This window comes from Novosphingobium sp. (assembly GCF_965214355.1).
Classification (GTDB): Bacteria; Pseudomonadota; Alphaproteobacteria; order Sphingomonadales; family Sphingomonadaceae; genus Novosphingobium.
In genome coordinates this window covers 502515-519416 of the sequence record NZ_CBDCBI010000002.1, presented here as the reverse complement: position 1 = coordinate 519416, position 16902 = coordinate 502515, and the positions used below count along the sequence as shown (strand labels likewise).

Annotated in this window: 15 protein-coding genes, 1 tRNA gene and 1 pseudogene; 10 read left to right on the top strand and 7 right to left on the bottom strand. The window is 66.4% G+C overall.

What is annotated here, in order from left to right:
- Positions 1-20: 20 nt before the first annotated feature.
- Genes hisG through nusB form a run of 3 tightly spaced genes read left to right on the top strand, consistent with a single transcriptional unit; the run spans position 21 to position 2424 of the window.
- On the top strand, positions 21-689 hold the full coding sequence (gene hisG, locus ACOOE2_RS03100; RefSeq protein ID WP_420381561.1) for an ATP phosphoribosyltransferase: 669 nt from the start codon (positions 21-23) through the stop codon (positions 687-689).
- Positions 689-1981: a histidinol dehydrogenase gene (hisD, locus tag ACOOE2_RS03095; protein WP_420381560.1), complete on the top strand. Its 1293-nt coding sequence runs from the start codon at positions 689-691 to the stop codon at positions 1979-1981. Before hisG ends, hisD begins: the two co-directional genes overlap by 1 nt.
- Positions 1978-2424 carry a transcription antitermination factor NusB gene (gene nusB / locus ACOOE2_RS03090; protein ID WP_420381559.1) on the top strand — a complete coding sequence of 149 codons (447 nt, stop codon included), beginning with the start codon at positions 1978-1980 and terminating at the stop codon, positions 2422-2424. The genes hisD and nusB overlap by 4 nt, the downstream gene beginning before the upstream one ends.
- 63 nt (positions 2425-2487) lie before the next feature.
- On the opposite strand, the gene fghA is transcribed toward nusB, so the two are convergent.
- Positions 2488-3327: an S-formylglutathione hydrolase gene (fghA, locus tag ACOOE2_RS03085; RefSeq protein WP_420381558.1), complete on the bottom strand. Its 840-nt coding sequence runs from the start codon at positions 3325-3327 to the stop codon at positions 2488-2490.
- Positions 3328-3438: 111 nt separating this feature from the next.
- Positions 3439-3810 (bottom strand): VOC family protein, encoded by a 372-nt coding sequence (locus ACOOE2_RS03080; protein ID WP_420381557.1) that lies wholly within the window; start codon positions 3808-3810, stop codon positions 3439-3441.
- Between the two features lie 166 nt (positions 3811-3976).
- On the opposite strand from ACOOE2_RS03080, the gene ACOOE2_RS03075 reads away from it, so the two are divergent.
- The 6 genes from ACOOE2_RS03075 (at position 3977) to ACOOE2_RS03050 (ending at position 8785) form a co-directional block, all read left to right on the top strand.
- On the top strand, positions 3977-5338 hold the full coding sequence (locus ACOOE2_RS03075; RefSeq protein ID WP_420381556.1) for an FAD/NAD(P)-binding protein: 1362 nt from the start codon (positions 3977-3979) through the stop codon (positions 5336-5338).
- Positions 5339-5368: 30 nt separating this feature from the next.
- Positions 5369-6127, top strand: coding sequence for an IclR family transcriptional regulator (locus tag ACOOE2_RS03070; RefSeq protein WP_420381555.1), 759 nt, complete (start codon positions 5369-5371; stop codon positions 6125-6127).
- A 221-nt stretch (positions 6128-6348) separates the two neighbouring features.
- Positions 6349-6422 (top strand) — tRNA-Gly (locus tag ACOOE2_RS03065).
- Positions 6423-6553: 131 nt separating this feature from the next.
- Entirely contained in the window at positions 6554-7486 is a 933-nt protein-coding gene (locus ACOOE2_RS03060; RefSeq protein WP_420381554.1) for a L,D-transpeptidase family protein, read from the top strand.
- A 58-nt stretch (positions 7487-7544) separates the two neighbouring features.
- Entirely contained in the window at positions 7545-7808 is a 264-nt protein-coding gene (locus tag ACOOE2_RS03055) for a hypothetical protein (protein ID WP_420381553.1), read from the top strand.
- The gene (locus tag ACOOE2_RS03050) at positions 7805-8785 is read left to right on the top strand and encodes a quinone oxidoreductase family protein (protein ID WP_420381552.1); all 981 of its coding nucleotides are present in this window, start codon (positions 7805-7807) and stop codon (positions 8783-8785) included. Before ACOOE2_RS03055 ends, ACOOE2_RS03050 begins: the two co-directional genes overlap by 4 nt.
- On the opposite strand, the gene ACOOE2_RS03045 is transcribed toward ACOOE2_RS03050, so the two are convergent.
- The 3 genes and pseudogenes from ACOOE2_RS03045 to ACOOE2_RS03035 form a co-directional block, all read right to left on the bottom strand.
- Positions 8782-9765: a transporter gene (locus ACOOE2_RS03045; protein ID WP_420381551.1), complete on the bottom strand. Its 984-nt coding sequence runs from the start codon at positions 9763-9765 to the stop codon at positions 8782-8784. The two genes, ACOOE2_RS03050 and ACOOE2_RS03045, sit on opposite strands and share 4 nt — an antisense overlap.
- Positions 9766-9833: 68 nt before the next feature.
- On the bottom strand, positions 9834-10235 hold the full coding sequence (locus ACOOE2_RS03040; RefSeq protein ID WP_420381550.1) for a DUF2946 family protein: 402 nt from the start codon (positions 10233-10235) through the stop codon (positions 9834-9836).
- Positions 10236-10432: 197 nt separating this feature from the next.
- A pseudogene (locus tag ACOOE2_RS03035) lies at positions 10433-10894 on the bottom strand (Lrp/AsnC family transcriptional regulator); the annotation flags it as partial.
- 94 nt (positions 10895-10988) lie between these two features.
- On the opposite strand from ACOOE2_RS03035, the gene putA reads away from it, so the two are divergent.
- Entirely contained in the window at positions 10989-14531 is a 3543-nt protein-coding gene (putA, locus tag ACOOE2_RS03030) for a bifunctional proline dehydrogenase/L-glutamate gamma-semialdehyde dehydrogenase PutA (RefSeq protein WP_420381549.1), read from the top strand.
- 214 nt (positions 14532-14745) lie between these two features.
- Here putA and ACOOE2_RS03025 read toward each other — a convergent pair whose 3' ends face one another.
- Both ACOOE2_RS03025 and ACOOE2_RS03020 read right to left on the bottom strand, forming a co-directional pair.
- Positions 14746-16158 (bottom strand): NAD(P)/FAD-dependent oxidoreductase, encoded by a 1413-nt coding sequence (locus ACOOE2_RS03025; protein WP_420381548.1) that lies wholly within the window; start codon positions 16156-16158, stop codon positions 14746-14748.
- 12 nt (positions 16159-16170) lie between these two features.
- A complete protein-coding gene (locus ACOOE2_RS03020; RefSeq protein ID WP_420381547.1) occupies positions 16171-16896 on the bottom strand; it encodes an amino acid ABC transporter ATP-binding protein in 726 nt (241 codons plus the stop codon).
- Positions 16897-16902: the final 6 nt, after the last annotated feature.

Genomic DNA, 16902 nt, shown 5'->3' with positions numbered 1-16902 from the left:
TGCCATAGGGCGCGTGGGCCATGACCGCGTCCCCTTCCAACCTCGTCTTCGCCATTCCCAAGGGCCGCATCCTCGAAGAGGCGCTGCCTTTGCTCGAACAGGCCGGCGTTGTGCCCGAGCCCGCGTTCTTCGACAAGGGCTCGCGCGCGCTGAGCTTTGCCACAAATCGTGACGACGTGCGCCTGATTCGCGTGCGCGCGTTCGATGTCGCGACGTTTGTTGCCCATGGCGCGGCGCAGGCCGGCATCGTCGGCTCCGACGTGATCGACGAATTCGACTATGCCGATCTGTACGCACCGGTCGATCTGGACATCGGCCATTGCCGTCTGAGCGTGGCCGAACCCGCCGGTCTGGCCATCGAAACCGCGCAAGAAAGCCACGCGCGGGTCGCAACCAAATACCCGAACCTGACGCGGCGCCATTTCGAGCGGATGGGCGTACAGGCCGAAGTGGTCAAATTGAATGGCGCAATGGAACTGGCCCCGACGCTCGGCCTCGCCAGCCGGATCGTCGACCTGGTATCATCGGGCCGCACGCTGAAAGACAACGGCCTGGTGGAAACCAGTCGGATCATGCCGGTTTCGGCGCGGCTGATCGTCAACCGCGCGGCGCTGAAGACCGACAGCGCACGGCTGGGCGCGCTGGTCGATGCGTTTCGAGAGCTTGTCGCGCGACGCCGGGGCGCCTGATGCTGCGGCTGATCGCCTCGGACCCCGGGTTTGCCGCTGCATTCGGCGCGATGGTCGATGACCGGCGCGAAAGCGACGCCGGTGTCGCGCGCGATGTCACCGCGATCATCGCCGATGTGCGTGCGCGCGGCGATGCCGCGCTGTCCGAATACACCACGCGGTTCGACCGGTTTACGCCCGCGACCGACGCCGACTGGCGGATCGATGCCACGACCTGCCGCGAAGCCTACGACGCATTGACGCCCGACTTGCGCGCCGCGCTGGAACTGGCGGCGCAACGCATCCGCGCTTATCACGCCGCGCAATTGCCTGAAAACCGGGACTATACCGATGACCAGGGCTTGCGCCTCGGTGCGATCTGGCGCGGAGTCGATGCGGCAGGGCTGTATGTCCCCGGTGGCCGCGCCGCGTATCCCTCATCGCTGTTGATGAACGCGATCCCTGCCAAAGTCGCCGGCGTCGCGCGGCTGGTCATCGCCACGCCAACGCCCGATGGCGAAATCAATCCGCTCGTGCTGGCCGCCGCGCATCTGGCCGGTGTCGACGAAATCTGGCGCATCGGCGGGGCGCAGGCGATTGCCGCGCTGGCCTATGGCACCGATCGCATCGCGCCGGTCGATGTCATCACCGGCCCGGGCAACGCCTGGGTCGCCGAAGCCAAGCGCCAGTTGTACGGCGTGGTGGGCATCGACATGGTCGCCGGCCCATCGGAAATCCTGGTGATCGCCGATGCCCAAAACGACCCGCAATGGATCGCCGCAGATCTGCTGAGCCAGGCGGAACACGATCCCGCCGCGCAATCGATCCTGATCACCGACGACGCCGCCTTTGCCGATGCCGTGATCGCCGCGATCGACAGCGAAATCGCGCTGCTGCCCAAGGCGCAGATCGCGCGCGCCAGCTGGGACCGTTATGGCACGGTGATCATCGTCGGTTCGCTCGACGAAGCGCCGGCGCTGGCCAACCGCATCGCCGCCGAACATGTCGAAATCGCGACCGACGATCCCGAAACGTGTTTCGCGCAGATCCGCCATGCCGGTTCGGCGTTCCTGGGCCGCCATTCGCCCGAAGCGATCGGCGATTACGTCGCCGGCCCCAACCACGTCCTGCCCACCGGCCGCCGCGCGCGGTTTTCGTCGGGGCTGTCGGTGCTCGACTTCATGAAACGCACCTCGTTCATCGCGGTCAGCGACGAGGCCCTGCACGCCATCGGCCCGGCCGCGATCCAGCTGGCCAATGCCGAGGGCCTGACCGCGCACGCACGATCGATCGAATTGAGATTGGGAATATGAGCCGCATTGAAGCCAAAGCCCGCTCGGCCGCGCGGCTTGCCGCCGTCCAGGCGCTGTACCAGCTCGACATGGAAACGCCCCAGCTGCCGATCCTGCTCGACGAATTCCACCGGCACCGGCTCGGCGCCGAAATCGAGGATGTGGAATACCTGCCCGCCGATATCGCGTTTTTCGACGACATTGTACGCGGCGTCGCTGCGCGGCGAGACGAAATCGACGGCGCGCTGACAACCAGGCTCGCCACGGGGTGGTCGATCGCGCGGCTGGACAAGACAATGTTGCAGATCTTGCGGGCGGGCACCTGGGAATTGCTGGCGCGCGCCGACATCAGCGTCGGCACGGTGATCAACGAATACCTCGATGTGACGCACGCCTTCTTCGACGCGCGCGAGGCGAAATTCGTCAACGGCCTGCTCGACGCCGTGGCGAAGGATGTGCGCTGAAAAAGCCATCTCGCTGAAGGGGTGTGCATGTCCTGGCCCCCGTGGAAAGGGGCCAGGCAGGATTTACAACCGCGCGGCGTGCCAGCGGATGTGGTCTTCCATGAACGTCGAGATGAAATTGTAGCTGTGGTCGTACCCCGGCTGCATCCGCAATGTCAGCGCGATACCCGCCTTGTCCGCCGCGTCGCGCAGCAGTTCGGGCCGCAGCTGCTCGGCCAGAAAATTGTCCGCCCCGCCCTGGTCGACCAGGATGTCGCCGGCCGGGCGCTTGCCATCCTCGATCAACGCGACAGCATCGTGCGCGCGCCATGCGGCGCGATCATCGCCCAGATACCCGCCCAGCGCCTTGTGGCCCCACGGCACCTGGCCCGGCGCAACGATCGGCGCAAAGGCCGACAGCGAGCGGAACCGGTCGGGGTAAGTCAGCCCCAGCGTCAGCGCGCCATGCCCGCCCATCGAATGCCCGGTGATCCCGGCGCGCGCCGGATCGATCGGAAAATTGGCCGCGATCAGCGCCGGCAATTCGTCGGCGATGTAATCCCACATGCGGTAATGCTTCGAAAAATGCGGCGTCGTCGCATTGACGTAAAACCCGGCGCCGAGCCCGAAATCGTAGGCGCCGGCCGCATCGTCGGCCACGCCTTCGCCGCGCGGCGACGTATCGGGAGCGACCAGGATCACGCCAAGTTCGGCGCAGGCGCGGCGGTATTCGCCCTTGTCGGTCACATTGGCGTGGGTGCAGGTCAGGCCTGACAGGTAATACAGCACGGGCAGTTTTGCGCCGGCTTCGGCCTGCGGCGGAACGTAGACCGAAAAGGTCATGTCGGTCCCGGTCGCGGTCGAGGCATGGCGATAGACGCCAAGCGTGCCGCCATGGGCCTTTGCAGTCTGTACCGTTTCCATCACCAATTCCCGAGCGCTGATATGTCGTGCCAGGCGGTGCGACAGGATGCGCGATTGGTCAATCCCGCACCCTGCCCCATCAGCCTGTCATCACAAATTCTGTTGGCGCGATTACCCCTGGTAATGCAGCGCGCACAGCTTGTTGCCGCTCGGATCCTTCAGATACGCCAGGTAATACGGGCTGCCTTCGCGCGGCCCCGGCGGATCTTCGACCGCAGTGCCGCCATTGGCCTTGCCCGCGTTCCACCAGGCATCGGCCTGTTCGGGCGTCATCGAAAATCCGATCGTCCCGCCGTTGGCACCGCATGCCGGTTCGCCGTTGATCGGCTTGGTGATCAGCAGCATGCCGCCCTTGTGCTGATAAATCAGCCGCCCGCTGGGATCGAGCGTACCCGGCGTACCGCCGAATGCAGCAAATGTGGCATCGTAGAATGTTTTTGCGGCGTCCATGTCGTTCGCGCCGATCATGATATGACTGAACATGCGTCCTCTTCCCTTCTTGCTCCGGCACGGTGTGTGCCCGCTGTAGCCCGTGCCGGTCAAGGCTATCCGGCACGGCCCAGCGAAAGGTTGCCAAGGCCAATTTATCTACTATTTGAGTTGAGTTAAGCTTGAAGCCCCCAATGTCCTTGATGACAAGGTTGCCCGCATGCCATTGCCTGTTCACGACAGTCCGATCGTTATCATCGGCGCGGGGTTTTCCGGCACGCTGCTGGCGGTAAATCTGTTGCGCCACGGCGCGCGGGTCGTGCTCGTCGAGCGCGACCGCGCGCATCTCGGGCGCGGGCTGGCCTTCGGCACGCCGCACCCCGAACATCTGCTGAATGTGCGCGCCTCGAACATGAGCGCCTACCCCGATGACCTGGGCCATTTTCAGCGCTGGATGGATTTCGACAGCCAGCAACAGGCCAATCTGTTCGTGCCGCGCGCAACATACGGCAGCTATCTGCGCGAACAGATGATGGCGGCGATCGCCAGCGCGCCCGCGCGGTTCACGATCAAGGAGCAGGAGGCCGTCGGCATCGACTGGCCGGAAACCGGCGGCGCAGTGGTCCATCTCGACAGCGGCGAACAGGTGGCGGCGAGCGCTGTCGTGCTGGCGCTGGGCAATCTCGAGCCGGCGGGGCTGGCAGTCATGCGCGGGCTCGACCGCGAGGTGGCCTTTGCCAACCCGTGGAACCCGGCGGCGACCGAAAATCTAGGTGGGATCGAACAGATCGTGTTGATCGGTACCGGGCTGACCGCAGTCGATGTCGCGATCAGCCTCGACAGTGCCGGGTATCGCGGGCGGATCACCGCGATCTCCCGCCGGGGCCTGCGCCCGCGCGCCCATACGCCCAGTGGCCCGCATGTCACGCCGGGGCCACGTCCCGAAGCGCGCGGGTCGGCGCTGTTGCGCCAGGTCCGCCACCGCGCCGCCGACATCGGCTGGCGCAGCGCGGTCGATGAATTGCGCCCACACATGCAAAGCCTGTGGCGGCTGCACGACCCTGTCGCGCAAGGCCGCCTGTTGCGCCACGCGCGGCCCTGGTGGGATGTCCATCGGCATCGCCTGGCGCCGCCGGTCGCGGATCGCGTTGCGACGATGCAGGACGATGGCCGGCTGCATTTTTGCGCCGGGCGGCTGGTTTCGGCCACCGCACACGGCGGCGATGCGCACATCGTGTGGCGCCCGCGCGGCAGCGACACGACGCAGACGCTGGTCGCGCAGCGCGTGATCACGTGTACCGGGCCCGAAAGCGATGTTACCCGCTGCACGCAGCCGTTGTTGCAGGCGCTGCTGGCGCAAGGACGGATGCGCCCCGATCCGCATCGACTAGGGGTCGAGGTCGACCAGGCCGGCCGGGTCGTCGATACAGCGGGCACGGCGCAGGACGCGTTGCTTGCGGTCGGCCCGGTCACGCGCGGCGCGGTGTGGGAAATCGTCGCCGTGCCCGATATCCGGCGACAGGTGTGGACGCTGGCCCGCGCGCTGACCCATTCGCAATGGGTGGGCGGCGAGGGTTTGTAACGCGCAGCCATTGCAGCTACGTCTCACCTGATGAGACAGGGGACGCCCCATATCGGCGCGCTGAAGCGCACGCTGGCGATGCTGGAGGCGGTGATTGCCGACAATGGCGCCAGCAATGCCACGGCGCTGGCGCGCGCGCTCGCCATGCCGCCGGCGACCGCGCACCGCCAGATCGCGACGCTGGTGGCCGAGGGGTATCTGGCGCCGGTGGGCAAGGGACGGCATCTGGCGGGCCCGCGCCTGCTGAACTTGCTGCACCGGCTCGACGAGAAACAGGTGATCGCCAATGTCGCAGCCCCGGTGTTGCACATTTTGGCGGCCCGCGTGCGCGGCATTGCGCAACTGGGCACATTCGAAAACGACATGGTGACCTACCGCATAAAGACCGGGCGCGGGGCGACCGACCTGTTCACCAAGATCGGCATGCAGCTGGAGGCGTATTGTTCGGGCATCGGCAAAGTCCTGCTGGCGCATTTGCCCCCCACCGAGCGCGAACGCTATCTGGCGGGCGGGCCATTCGTCGCGCTGACCCACCGGACGATCACCGCGCCGGCCCTGCTGCGCGAAGAGCTCGATCGGGTCCGGCGCGAAGGCTTCGCGCTGGACCAGGGCGAAATCGTCGAAAAACTGCACTGCTTGGCCGTAGCGATCCGCACCCCCGATGGCGCAGTGCCCGCCGCGATCTCGTTGTCGCTGGCCGACACGGCGAAATTGGACCGCGATGACTTGCTCCGCCTGCTGCAAGACGCCGCCCGCAAGATAGAAAACGCAGCATTTCCCGCGTCTTAAAGCCCTCCCTCCGTGGGGTGGATGGGGGTTTACGACGCCGATGGTGGTCAGATCATTGCGACCGGGGGAAACGCGCGTCATTGCTGGCTTCGGGCACCGCGGAATTCAGCGTCAAATAGCCCGGCCCATGTTGACCAGACCGCCATGCCTGTGGCAAGGCCGCTCCAGCCGAAGGCCAACCGCCATGCGGCGACGCGAAAACCCCGGTTTTACGAAAATCGGCGGGTGTAGCTCAATGGTAGAGCAGCAGCTTCCCAAGCTGAATACGAGGGTTCGATTCCCTTCACCCGCTCCAATAGATCCCGCCCTGATACAGGATCCAAATAGTCGTTGCCAAATAGTCGTTGGCACCGGCAGCGCGATGTCATACTTCGTTAACCATTCGGGTTGGCGGGGGATTCGCCCATTTTCAGGCGTTTTGGAGTTGTGTTTGCGTCGGCCTCGCTGGCTTTGCTGGCGGGCGCGGTGCTGTCTGGTTCGTTGCTGACAGGCGCGCGCGCCCACGGGCAAGCGGCGCCTGTGGCATTGCCCGTGGCCGCGCCATCGCCCATCGCTCTGTATGTCCCGCAAACGCCAACGATTGCGCAAGCGCTGGACAAGGGCGTGCTGATCGTGGTCAGCAAGGCGTCGCAGCGGATGCAGGTGTACCGCGACGGCGAGCCCTGGATGACATCGCCGGTTTCGACCGGGCGGCGCGGGCATGGCACGCCGGCAGGCGTGTTTCCGATCATGGAAAAGCAGCAGTTTCACCGTTCGAACATCTACAGCAACGCGCCGATGCCGTTCATGCAGCGTCTGACGCGGGGTGGCATCGCCATTCATGCGGGGCATTTGCCAGGCTATCCCGCATCGCATGGCTGTATCCGCCTGCCTTACGGGGTGGCGCGCGCGTTGTTCGGGCTGACCGCGCGCAGCACCACGACTGTCGTCATCCTGAACCAGCCGATACAGTCCGACGAGCAGACGCGCCAACTCGCACGCGCCATGCAGCCCGCCCTTCCCGACCGCGCAGCACCAGTCGGCCTGGCCTATGCGCCGGTGCAGATGCCCGCCACAGCCGCAAGCCCGGCCCTGCCGCGCCCCCCCATGCCCGTGCCCGTGCCCGTGGCGGTTGCCCAGGCGCGGCCCGCTGGCGGGCAAACCGTGCAGTTGGCGGCAGCCCAGTCCCCGCAAGAGGCTGAAGCGCGCTGGAGCTGGCTGGTCAGCCATCGGCCGGACCTCGGCCGGTTGGACAAGACTGTCGTGCCGGCAGTCGTCGGCGCACGCCGCTATTTCCGCCTGCGTGCTTCGGGTGCCGATGCATTTGCCACGTGTTCGCGGCTGAACGGCGCGGGGATAGACTGCTTCAGGGTGCTGTGAACGCCAGAGCGACAAGCCCCTTGACGCACCCCCCGCCACGCCGGATAGCCTTGCGCACATGGACCTCGATGATCAATTCCGCCGGTTTTTCGGCACGAGCGACATAGACACGCTGACGCCGGCGGCGATGGCCGGCGGGATCGAGCATATGCGCGTCGAGCTCGGGCTGGAAACCGACCCCGGCCGGCGTTTTGCGCTGTGGTCGATGCTGCACATGCTCGGCGCGGCGCCCGATCTGGATATCGCGTTCAAAAATCCGGCGGAACGCGATGCCGCGCGCAACTTCATGGATATGCTGGATCGCGTGGGGCCCGAACAATGACACATCCATATGCGATCATCATGCACGAGCATGGCGGCCCCGACGTGCTCACAGTCGAACCGTTCGAGCCGGCGCAGCCGGGGCCTGGCCAGGTCTTGGTCCGGCAGACCGCAATCGGGCTCAATTTCATCGACACGTATGTCCGTTCGGGGCTCTATCCCGGCAAACTGCCGCAGGGCCTGGGCGGCGAAGCGGCCGGCGTGGTCGATGCGATCGGCAAGGGTGTCGATGTGTTCAAGGTCGGCGACCGGGTCGGCTATTGCACACTCGGCCCTGGATCATATGCGACGCACCGCCTGGCCGACCAGGACAAGCTGGTACCGATTCCCGCCGATATTTCCGACGAACAGGCCGCCGCTGCGCTGCTCAAAGGCTGCACCGCGGAATACCTGATCGAACGCTGCGCACACGTCAAACCGGGGCAAAGCGTGCTGGTACACGCCGCTGCCGGCGGGGTCGGGACGATCCTGGTGCAATGGCTGAAAGCCATCGGCGCCACCGTGATCGCGCATGCGGGCAATGCGCAAAAGGCCGCGCTGGCAACCGAGCTTGGCGCCGATCATGCGTTGTCGTGCCCGATCGACGAGCTGGGCGATGCTGTCAAAGCCCTGACCGACGGCGCGGGCGTTTCGGTCGTGCTCGACGGCGTGGGCGCGGCCAGTTGGAGCGCATCGCTGGCCTGTGTCGCGCGGCGCGGGCTTATCGTCAGCTATGGCAATGCCTCGGGCGCGGTTCCGCCGTTCACCGCACTGCAATTGATGCAGCACGGCTCGATTTTCGTGACCCGGCCGACACTCGGCGATTATTGCCACGACGCCGCCGAAATGCGCGCCTCTGCCGCGCGAATGTTCGCCATGATCGCCTCGGGCGCGGTCACGCTGCGGATCGACCAGCGCTTCAAGCTGACCGATGCCGCCGAGGCGCACCGCGCCCTGGAATCGCGCGCCACCACCGGGGCATCGGTGCTGATTCCCTAAATCCCGTAATTGACCTGCATCTTGAACATCACCGGGGCCACCAGTTGCCCCGCCGTACCCTCGATCGCGGGCGACCTGGCGGCATTCACATATTGCGCCACCGGAAATTCGACATCGCCGTACACTGACAGGCGCGGCGTGATCTGCACCCGCAGCCCCGGCGCCAGCAGCATCCGCTGATACCCCGAATTGAGCGGATCCGAATTGTCGCCACTGTCATGCGCGCGTACGGCACCGATCACCTGCATCACCGGCGACAGCGTCGTCTTGCCGGCCTGCAAATCGTACGTCAGCCCGGCCGCACCATCGACTTCGTCGCCTGGGCGATACGCATCGCGCGTGGCGACGGCAAAGCGGAACTGCGCATGCGCAAACCAGCGCAGCGCCGGCGAGATTTTACCGACATGATAGGCCGAGACCTGCAAGTCGGTGCTGCCGGTACCCGGCACCGTATCGCGATCATACGGCAGATCACCATAGCGATCGACCGGGCCGGTATAGCGCCCGGTCGGCAGCTTGATGCCCAGCCCGATCCCGGTCGACTGGTCCGCCGCAAACCCGGCGTATGTCACGCTGATCAACGCATCGCCCAGGCCGGTCATCGGCACTTTCTCGATCACCGGATTGCCCTGCGCATCGGCACCGGTGGTGGTGAAATTGCGATGGATCACCGGCAATTCGGCCAAAATCTGCCACTTGTGCGCAATCACGTAATTCAGGCCAACGGTGTAGAATTCGGTCTGGATCCGCTTGTCGGCGTTGTCGTCGGCGCTGGCGGTGTGCCCGCCCTCGTGATTGCGGTCCTGGTCGAGCGGGCTGAAGCGGACAAACGCCGACAGCCCGCTGGCGGAATCCTGCGGGGTGATCGATGTGACGCCGGTGTCGAAAATTCCGCACCCGCAGGCGCAGGCCAGGGCATTGGCGGGGGCAAGCAGAGTCAGGACGGCAGGTGCGCCAACGGCGCGCATGAAACGATGCATGGGAAAAATCCTCGAACCTCGAAAGAGGATGAGGGCCGGCGTGGCCGGCCCGGTCTGAAACGGAAAGATCAGGCCGGGAAAGGGGGCGCGCGCAACGGTGGCCGCAGCCGGGCAAACGCGCGCGGGGTCACTGCGACCGGCGCGATAATGCCAAGAAGCACGCTGAACGCCAGCGCCAGCGCCAGCTGGATCGGATCGGCGCCGCGCATATGCGCCAGCGCCAGCGCGGAGAACGGACAGGCCTGCTGGTCGTGCAGCGCCTTGCCCGCGTCGCTGTGCGTCGCGCCTTTGGTCACGATCGCGATAGCGTGGTTGTCGCCATACCCATCACAGACGCGCACCGTCAGCACTTTGGCATCGCCGCCGATCATGTACCCGGCGGGAACCAGCGCCTTCATCGCCAACGCTAATGCGATCACGGCCAAAGCCAGGGCGCGGTGACGCAGGAAAAAGGCGCGAAAGCAGGTCATTGCCCGGGCGGTCTAGAGGGGTGATCCCGCGATGTCACCCCCAACTTCTTCCCCCCTCCCTGTCAGGGGCTGGGGGTGGGGGCTCTCGGCTGCATTCCACGCCTGAGGCAGCGTTGGCGAGTGGGGATAGGCCCCACCCCAACCCCTCCCCTGAAGGGGAGGGGCTTCGACGTTATCCCCAGGCCGCGCGCATCGCGATCTTTGACCGCCTCCATTACCACGAAAGTCGAGGTCGAGCTGACATGCGGCAGCCGCGAGATTTTCTCCCCCAGCACCGCACGAAACCGCGCGATATTGGCCGTGCGCACTTTCAGCAGGTAGTCGAAGCTGCTGGCGATCATATGGCATTCCTCGACCTCGTCGATCGCGCGCACCGCGCGGTTGAAATCCTGCAGCGCCGCCTCGCGCGTGTCGGACAGTTTCACTTCGGTATAGGCGATATGATCGAGCCCCAGCGTGCCCGGATCGATCACCGCGCGAAACCCCAGGATCACCCCTGTCGCCACCAGTCGATTGAGCCGCTGCTGGCACGGGGTGCGCGACAGCCCGACGCGTTCGGCCAGTTCGGTCACGGCAATCCGGCCATCCTGCGCGAGAACGGCCAGGATTTTCTGATCGAACGCATCAAGTTGCCTGTTTGATTGGCTATTACCAGTCATGTTACCCGCCAAAAGCTCAAAAATCAGTCATAGTACATATCAGGCGGACGCAATCAAGGCGGATTGCCGCAAGATTGCGTGATATGATTGGGTCATGTCACCATTTTGCCAGTTCGCCCCGCCCTTGCGCCCCGCCACCCCGCTGCGCGCCGCGATCACCGCCGTGACCCGCAGGCCGGAGGCGCAATGCATGGCTGCACTGATCCCCGAGGCCACGCTCGACGACGCCGCCGCCACCGAGGCGCGTGATATCGCCACGCGGCTGGTTACCGCCTTGCGTGCCGCACCCGCCGCTGGCGGCGTCGAGCAACTGGTGCAGGAATACGCGTTGTCGACCAACGAGGGCGTTGCGCTGATGTGCCTGGCCGAGGCACTGTTGCGCATCCCCGATGCCGGCACGCGCGACGATTTGATCCGCGACAAGGTGGCCGGCGGCGACTGGTGGGCGCATCTGGGTGCCGCGCGGCCGGTGTTCGTCAACGCGGCGACCTGGGGCCTGGTGATGACGGGCAAGCTGGTCGGCAGTATCGACGAACGCGGGCTCGGCGCGGCGCTCACCCGGCTGATTGCGCGCGCGGGCGAACCGATCATCCGCCGTGCGGTCGACCTGGCGATGCGGCTGATGGGCGAACAGTTCGTCACTGGCCGCACGATCGACGAAGCGCTCGGACGCGCGCGCATGCAAGAGGCCAAGGGTTTTTGCTACAGCTACGACATGCTGGGCGAGGCGGCGCTGACGATGGCCGACGCCGATCGCTACATGCACGATTACCGCACCGCGATCGCTGCGATCGGCGCCGCGTCGGCGGGGCGCGGGATCGAGGCGGGCCCAGGCATTTCAATCAAGCTGTCGGCGCTGCACCCACGCTATGCGCGGGCGCAACTGGCGCGCGTGCATGACGAACTGCTGCCGCGCGTCAAGGCACTGTGCGTGCTGGCGAGAGCGCAGAACATCGGGCTCAATATCGACGCCGAAGAGGCCGACCGGCTCGAACTCAGCCTCGATCTGCTCGAGGTGCTGGCGAACGATCCCGATCTGGCCGGCTGGGACGGGCTCGGCTTTGTCGTGCAGGCCTATGGCAAGCGATGCCCCGCGGTGATCGACTGGATCATCGATCTGGCGCGGCGCGCGCGCCGCCGGATCATGGTGCGGCTGGTCAAGGGCGCCTATTGGGACGCAGAAATCAAACGCGCGCAGGAAGCCGGGCTGACGGATTACCCGGTCTACACGCAAAAAGCACATACCGATGTCGCATACCTGGCCTGCGCGCATCGGTTGCTAGATGCACGCGACGCCGTGTTCCCGCAATTTGCCACGCACAATGCCCAGACACTGGCCGCGATCATCGCGCGTGCGGGCCCCGATTTCACCACCGGCGATTACGAGTTCCAGTGCCTGCATGGCATGGGCGAGCCGCTGTACGCGCATGTGATCGCCAGCCGTCCGTGCCGGATCTACGCGCCCGTCGGCGGGCACGAGACGCTGCTCGCCTATCTTGTGCGGCGCCTGCTGGAAAACGGCGCGAATTCGTCGTTCGTCAACCGCATCGCCAATCCGGCGATCCCGATCGAGGACATCGTCGCCGATCCAGTGGCGCAAGTCGCGCGCGATGGCGGCCATCCGCACCCGTTGATTGCGCTCCCCGCTGCGATTCTGGGCACGCGCAGCAACAGCGCCGGGATCGATCTGGCCGACGAGGCGACGCTGCTTGCGCTCGGCAAAGCGTTTGAGCGCGAAGGCAGCGCGCACCACGGCGAACCCGGCGCTGCTCGCGTGATCCGCAATCCGGCCCGGCTGGATGATCGCGTCGGCGCTGTGACCGATGCCACGCCCGACGAAGCGCGCGCCGCCGTCGCCATCGCCGCAGCATCGCACTGGGGCCAGATCCCGGTCGGCACCCGCGCTGCAATCCTGCGCCGCGCCGCCGACGCATTCGAAGCCGACACCGCGCCGATGCTGGCGTTGATCGTGCGCGAGGCGGGCAAATCGGTCGCGAACGCCGTCGCCGAACTGCGCGAGGCGGTCGATTTCCTGCGCTATTACGCCGACGAGGCCGAACGCATCGGCTGCGCGGAACCGCTCGGCCCGGTGGTGTGCATCAGCCCGTGGAATTTCCCGCTGGCGATCTTTACCGGGCAAATCGCCGCCGCGCTGGTCGCGGGCAATCCTGTGCTGGCCAAACCCGCCGAAGAAACCCCGCTGATCGCCGCGCACGCGGTACGCCTGCTGCACGCCGCTGGCATTCCTGCCGATGCGTTACAACTCGTGCAAGGCGATGGCACGATCGGGGCGGCGCTCGTGGGCGCGCCCGAAGTCGCCGGTGTCATGTTCACCGGGTCGACTGCGGTGGGCCGCCTGATCCAGCGCCAATTGGCCACGCGCCTGTCGGCACACGGCCGCCCGATCCCGCTGATCGCCGAAACCGGTGGGCAAAACGCGATGGTGGTCGACAGCTCGGCGCTGCCCGAACAGGTCGTTGCCGACTGCATCGCCTCGGCGTTCGACAGCGCGGGCCAGCGCTGTTCGGCGCTGCGCGTGGCGTGTTTGCAGGACGATATCGCCGAGCCGGTGCTGGCCATGCTGAAAGGCGCGATGGCCGAATTGCGGCTGGGCCCGACGGATGTGCTGGCGCACGACATCGGCCCGGTGATCACCGCCGAAGCACGGGTCGGGATCGAAAACCACATCGCGGCGATGGCCGCGCGCGGCGCCCGCGTGCACCGCATTGCCTTGCCGCCGTCTGCCGCGAACGGGTATTTCGTCGCACCCGCGCTGATCGAACTCGCAGCGCTGTCGGATCTTGGCGATGAAGTGTTCGGTCCGGTGCTGCATGTCGTGCGCTATGCGCGGGCCGATCGCGCATCGCTGATCGATGCGATCAATGCCTTGGGCTATGGCCTGACCTTCGGGCTGCACACCCGGCTCGACACGACCATTGCCGAAGTCACCGGCGCGATCCGCGCGGGCAATATCTACGTCAATCGCAACACCATCGGCGCGGTTGTCGGGGTCCAGCCGTTCGGCGGGCACGGCCTGTCGGGCACCGGGCCCAAGGCCGGCGGGCCGCTGTACCTGGCGCGGCTGAATGCGCCGCGCTGCGATGCGGCGCTGTCGGGCGGGGCGAGCGATCCTGCGGCGGCGCAATGGCTGGCGCTGTGCGGCGTTGCCGGGCACATCGATATGCCGCTGGGGTTCGAGATCGAGCTGCCGGGCCCGGTGGGCGAGCGCAACAGCTATCGGCTCGGGCCCTGCGGCACCGTACTGGCGCTGGCCGAAACGCGCGAGGCACTGGTCGAGCAAGTTGCCTGGGCGCTGGCTGCGGGCAATTACGTCGTGCTGGGCGACGGGGCACCCGTGGCGGACCTGATCGCCCGCCTGCCCGAAGCGTTGCGCGCGCGGATCGAAGTGCCGCGCGACTGGCGCAACGCCGGGCCTTATGCGCGCGCACTGGTCGCCGGGAGCGAGGCGTTCCTGCGCACAGCGCTCGCGCATATCGCCGGATTGCCCGGACCGATCGTCACCGCCGAAGCGCCCTGCGCAGGCGGGTATGCCGGCGCGATGCTGCTGGGCGAAACCAGCATTTCGATCAACACCACCGCCGCCGGCGGCAACGCCAGCCTTATGGCGTTGGCCTGACGGCCGCTGCGGAGGATATGCGGCATCCGCTTCCCCACCCACTGAGTCATTCCCGCGAACGGGAATCCAGTTCGACTGTGCGCCTTGGCGCGACCATCGCTGGTTGCGCTGCATTCAGGGGTCGCGCAACCGGCTATGATTGCGTCTCGCCGGCCCGTTGAACTGGATTCCTGCGTTCGCAGGAATGACTCGGTTTGTTGGGGAGTGTTGCGCCTCAGATCGGCGCCAGCGTTTTCGCCAAACCCGCATCGAACGGAATGCTGCCGTCGCGGAAATCGGCCGCGTCGATCCGCGCAAAGGCGTTCTGGATATAGCGCACGCCCACCCAGCGTGCAGGCTCGATCTCCCATAACTGCCCGGGCGCGCGGATCATCGGCAGGTCCGGGACCATCGCGGGCACATCGCCGATCAGCCCGGCCAAGGCCCGCCCCGCCAGCGCAGTCGTTGCCACCCCGCGCCCGGTATAGCCGTAGATATTGGCCAGCCCGCGCGCCTTGTCGAAAAACACCGAGGGCAAACCATCGCGCGGCACGCCCAGGTATCCGCCCCACGCATGCGTTATCGGCACATCGGTCAACACCGGAAACCATTCGCGCAACGTCTTGATGATCGGCCCATACAGCGCCGGATCGGCCAGCGCCGACTCCGGCATTTTCGATCCGAACAGATACGGTGCGCCCCGGCTGCCGAACAGGATGCGCCCGTCGCGCGTGCGCGTCAGGTAATCCTTGGTATAGGCGCCCGAGCTGATGCCTTCGTACCCGTCCCAGCCGATCGCCGCCCAGGTCGCATTGTCGAGCGGCGCGGTCGCCACGATCACCGACGACATCGGCAGGATCTGGCGGTGCCAGCCGGGCACGGTGGACAGGTACGCCTCGCCCGCCATCACCACCGCGCGCCGCGCCGTCACGACACCGCCGCTGGTTTCCAGCATCGCCGCCTGCCCACTGGACAAATTTCCCGGACGCACCGCCGTCACCGCGGTGCCCTCATAGATCCGCCCCCCGCGCGCCTCGACCGCGCGCGCCAGGCCACTCACCAGCCGTGCCGGATGGATCGACGCGCCCGCCACCGTGCTCATCCCGCCCAGCACTTTGCTGATCCGCACTTTGGCCAGCGTCGCCGCCGCATCGATCAGCGTGACATCGTGCGCCAGGCCAAGCCGGTCATACGTCGCAAACGTCGCCTGCAATCCCGCCCATTGCCGCGCGCTGCGCGCCACCGACAACAGCCCGCCCTGGCGGAAATGCGCGTCGATGCCTTCCTCTTCACAGATCCGCCCGATGTCCTCGATGATCGCGTATTGCGCCAGGATCGTTGCGCGTGCGGCCTCGGCGCCAAACTTGCGCTCCAGTTCGTCGACAAGCACCGGATAGCGCGGGCTGCACCAGCCGCCGTTGCGCCCCGATGCGCCATGGCCGCATGTGTGCTTCTCGATTATCGCCACCGACAGCCCGGGATTGGCACGCAACAGGAAATACGCGGTCCACAGGCCTGAAAACCCGCCACCCAGGATCGCAACATCGACCGTTTCGTCGCCCGTCAGCGCAGCGCGCGGCAAAACTTCGCCCAGGCTGTCTTTCCAGAAAATCGTGCCGTATTGCGTATCACGCAGGGATTGCGACATGGGGGGCGCCTCTCAATTGCGGTTCAGCACGCGCGCCAGAAACCGCGCAGTGCGGTCCTCGCGCGGGTTGGTCAGGACCTGGGCGGCAGGGCCCTGCTCGGCGATCACACCCTGGTCCACGAATGCCACGGTATCGGCCACGCCGCGCGCAAAATCGATCTCGTGCGTCACGATCAGCATCGTCATGCCCTCCTGCGCCAGTTCACGCATCACGGCCAGCACTTCGCCGACCCGTTCGGGATCGAGCGCCGACGTCGGCTCGTCGAACAGGATCGCATCCGGGCGCAGCGCCAGCGCGCGGGCGATCCCGACGCGTTGTTGCTGCCCGCCCGACAGCGCATGCGGCAGGCTGTGCGCATGGTCGGCCATGTCCACGCGCGCCAGCAGGTCCATCGCGCGTGCAGTCGCAGGGCCGGGCGCCTCGCCATGCACGAACACCGGCGCCTCGATCACATTTTGCAGCACGGTGCGGTGCGGAAACAGATTGAACCGCTGAAACACCATCGCTACGCGCCGGCGGATCGCGGGGAAGCTGGCATTGGTAACAGTCACGCCATCGACGCTGATGGTGCCGCCATCGTGCCGTTCGAGCCCGTTGATACAGCGCAACACTGTCGATTTGCCCGAGCCTGACGGGCCGATCAGGCACAGCACCTCGCCCTTTGCCACGGCAAGATCGACGCCGTTCAGCACCTGCCGCGTGCCGAATGCCTTGGTTACGCCCTTCAGCTCGATCATGGCTTT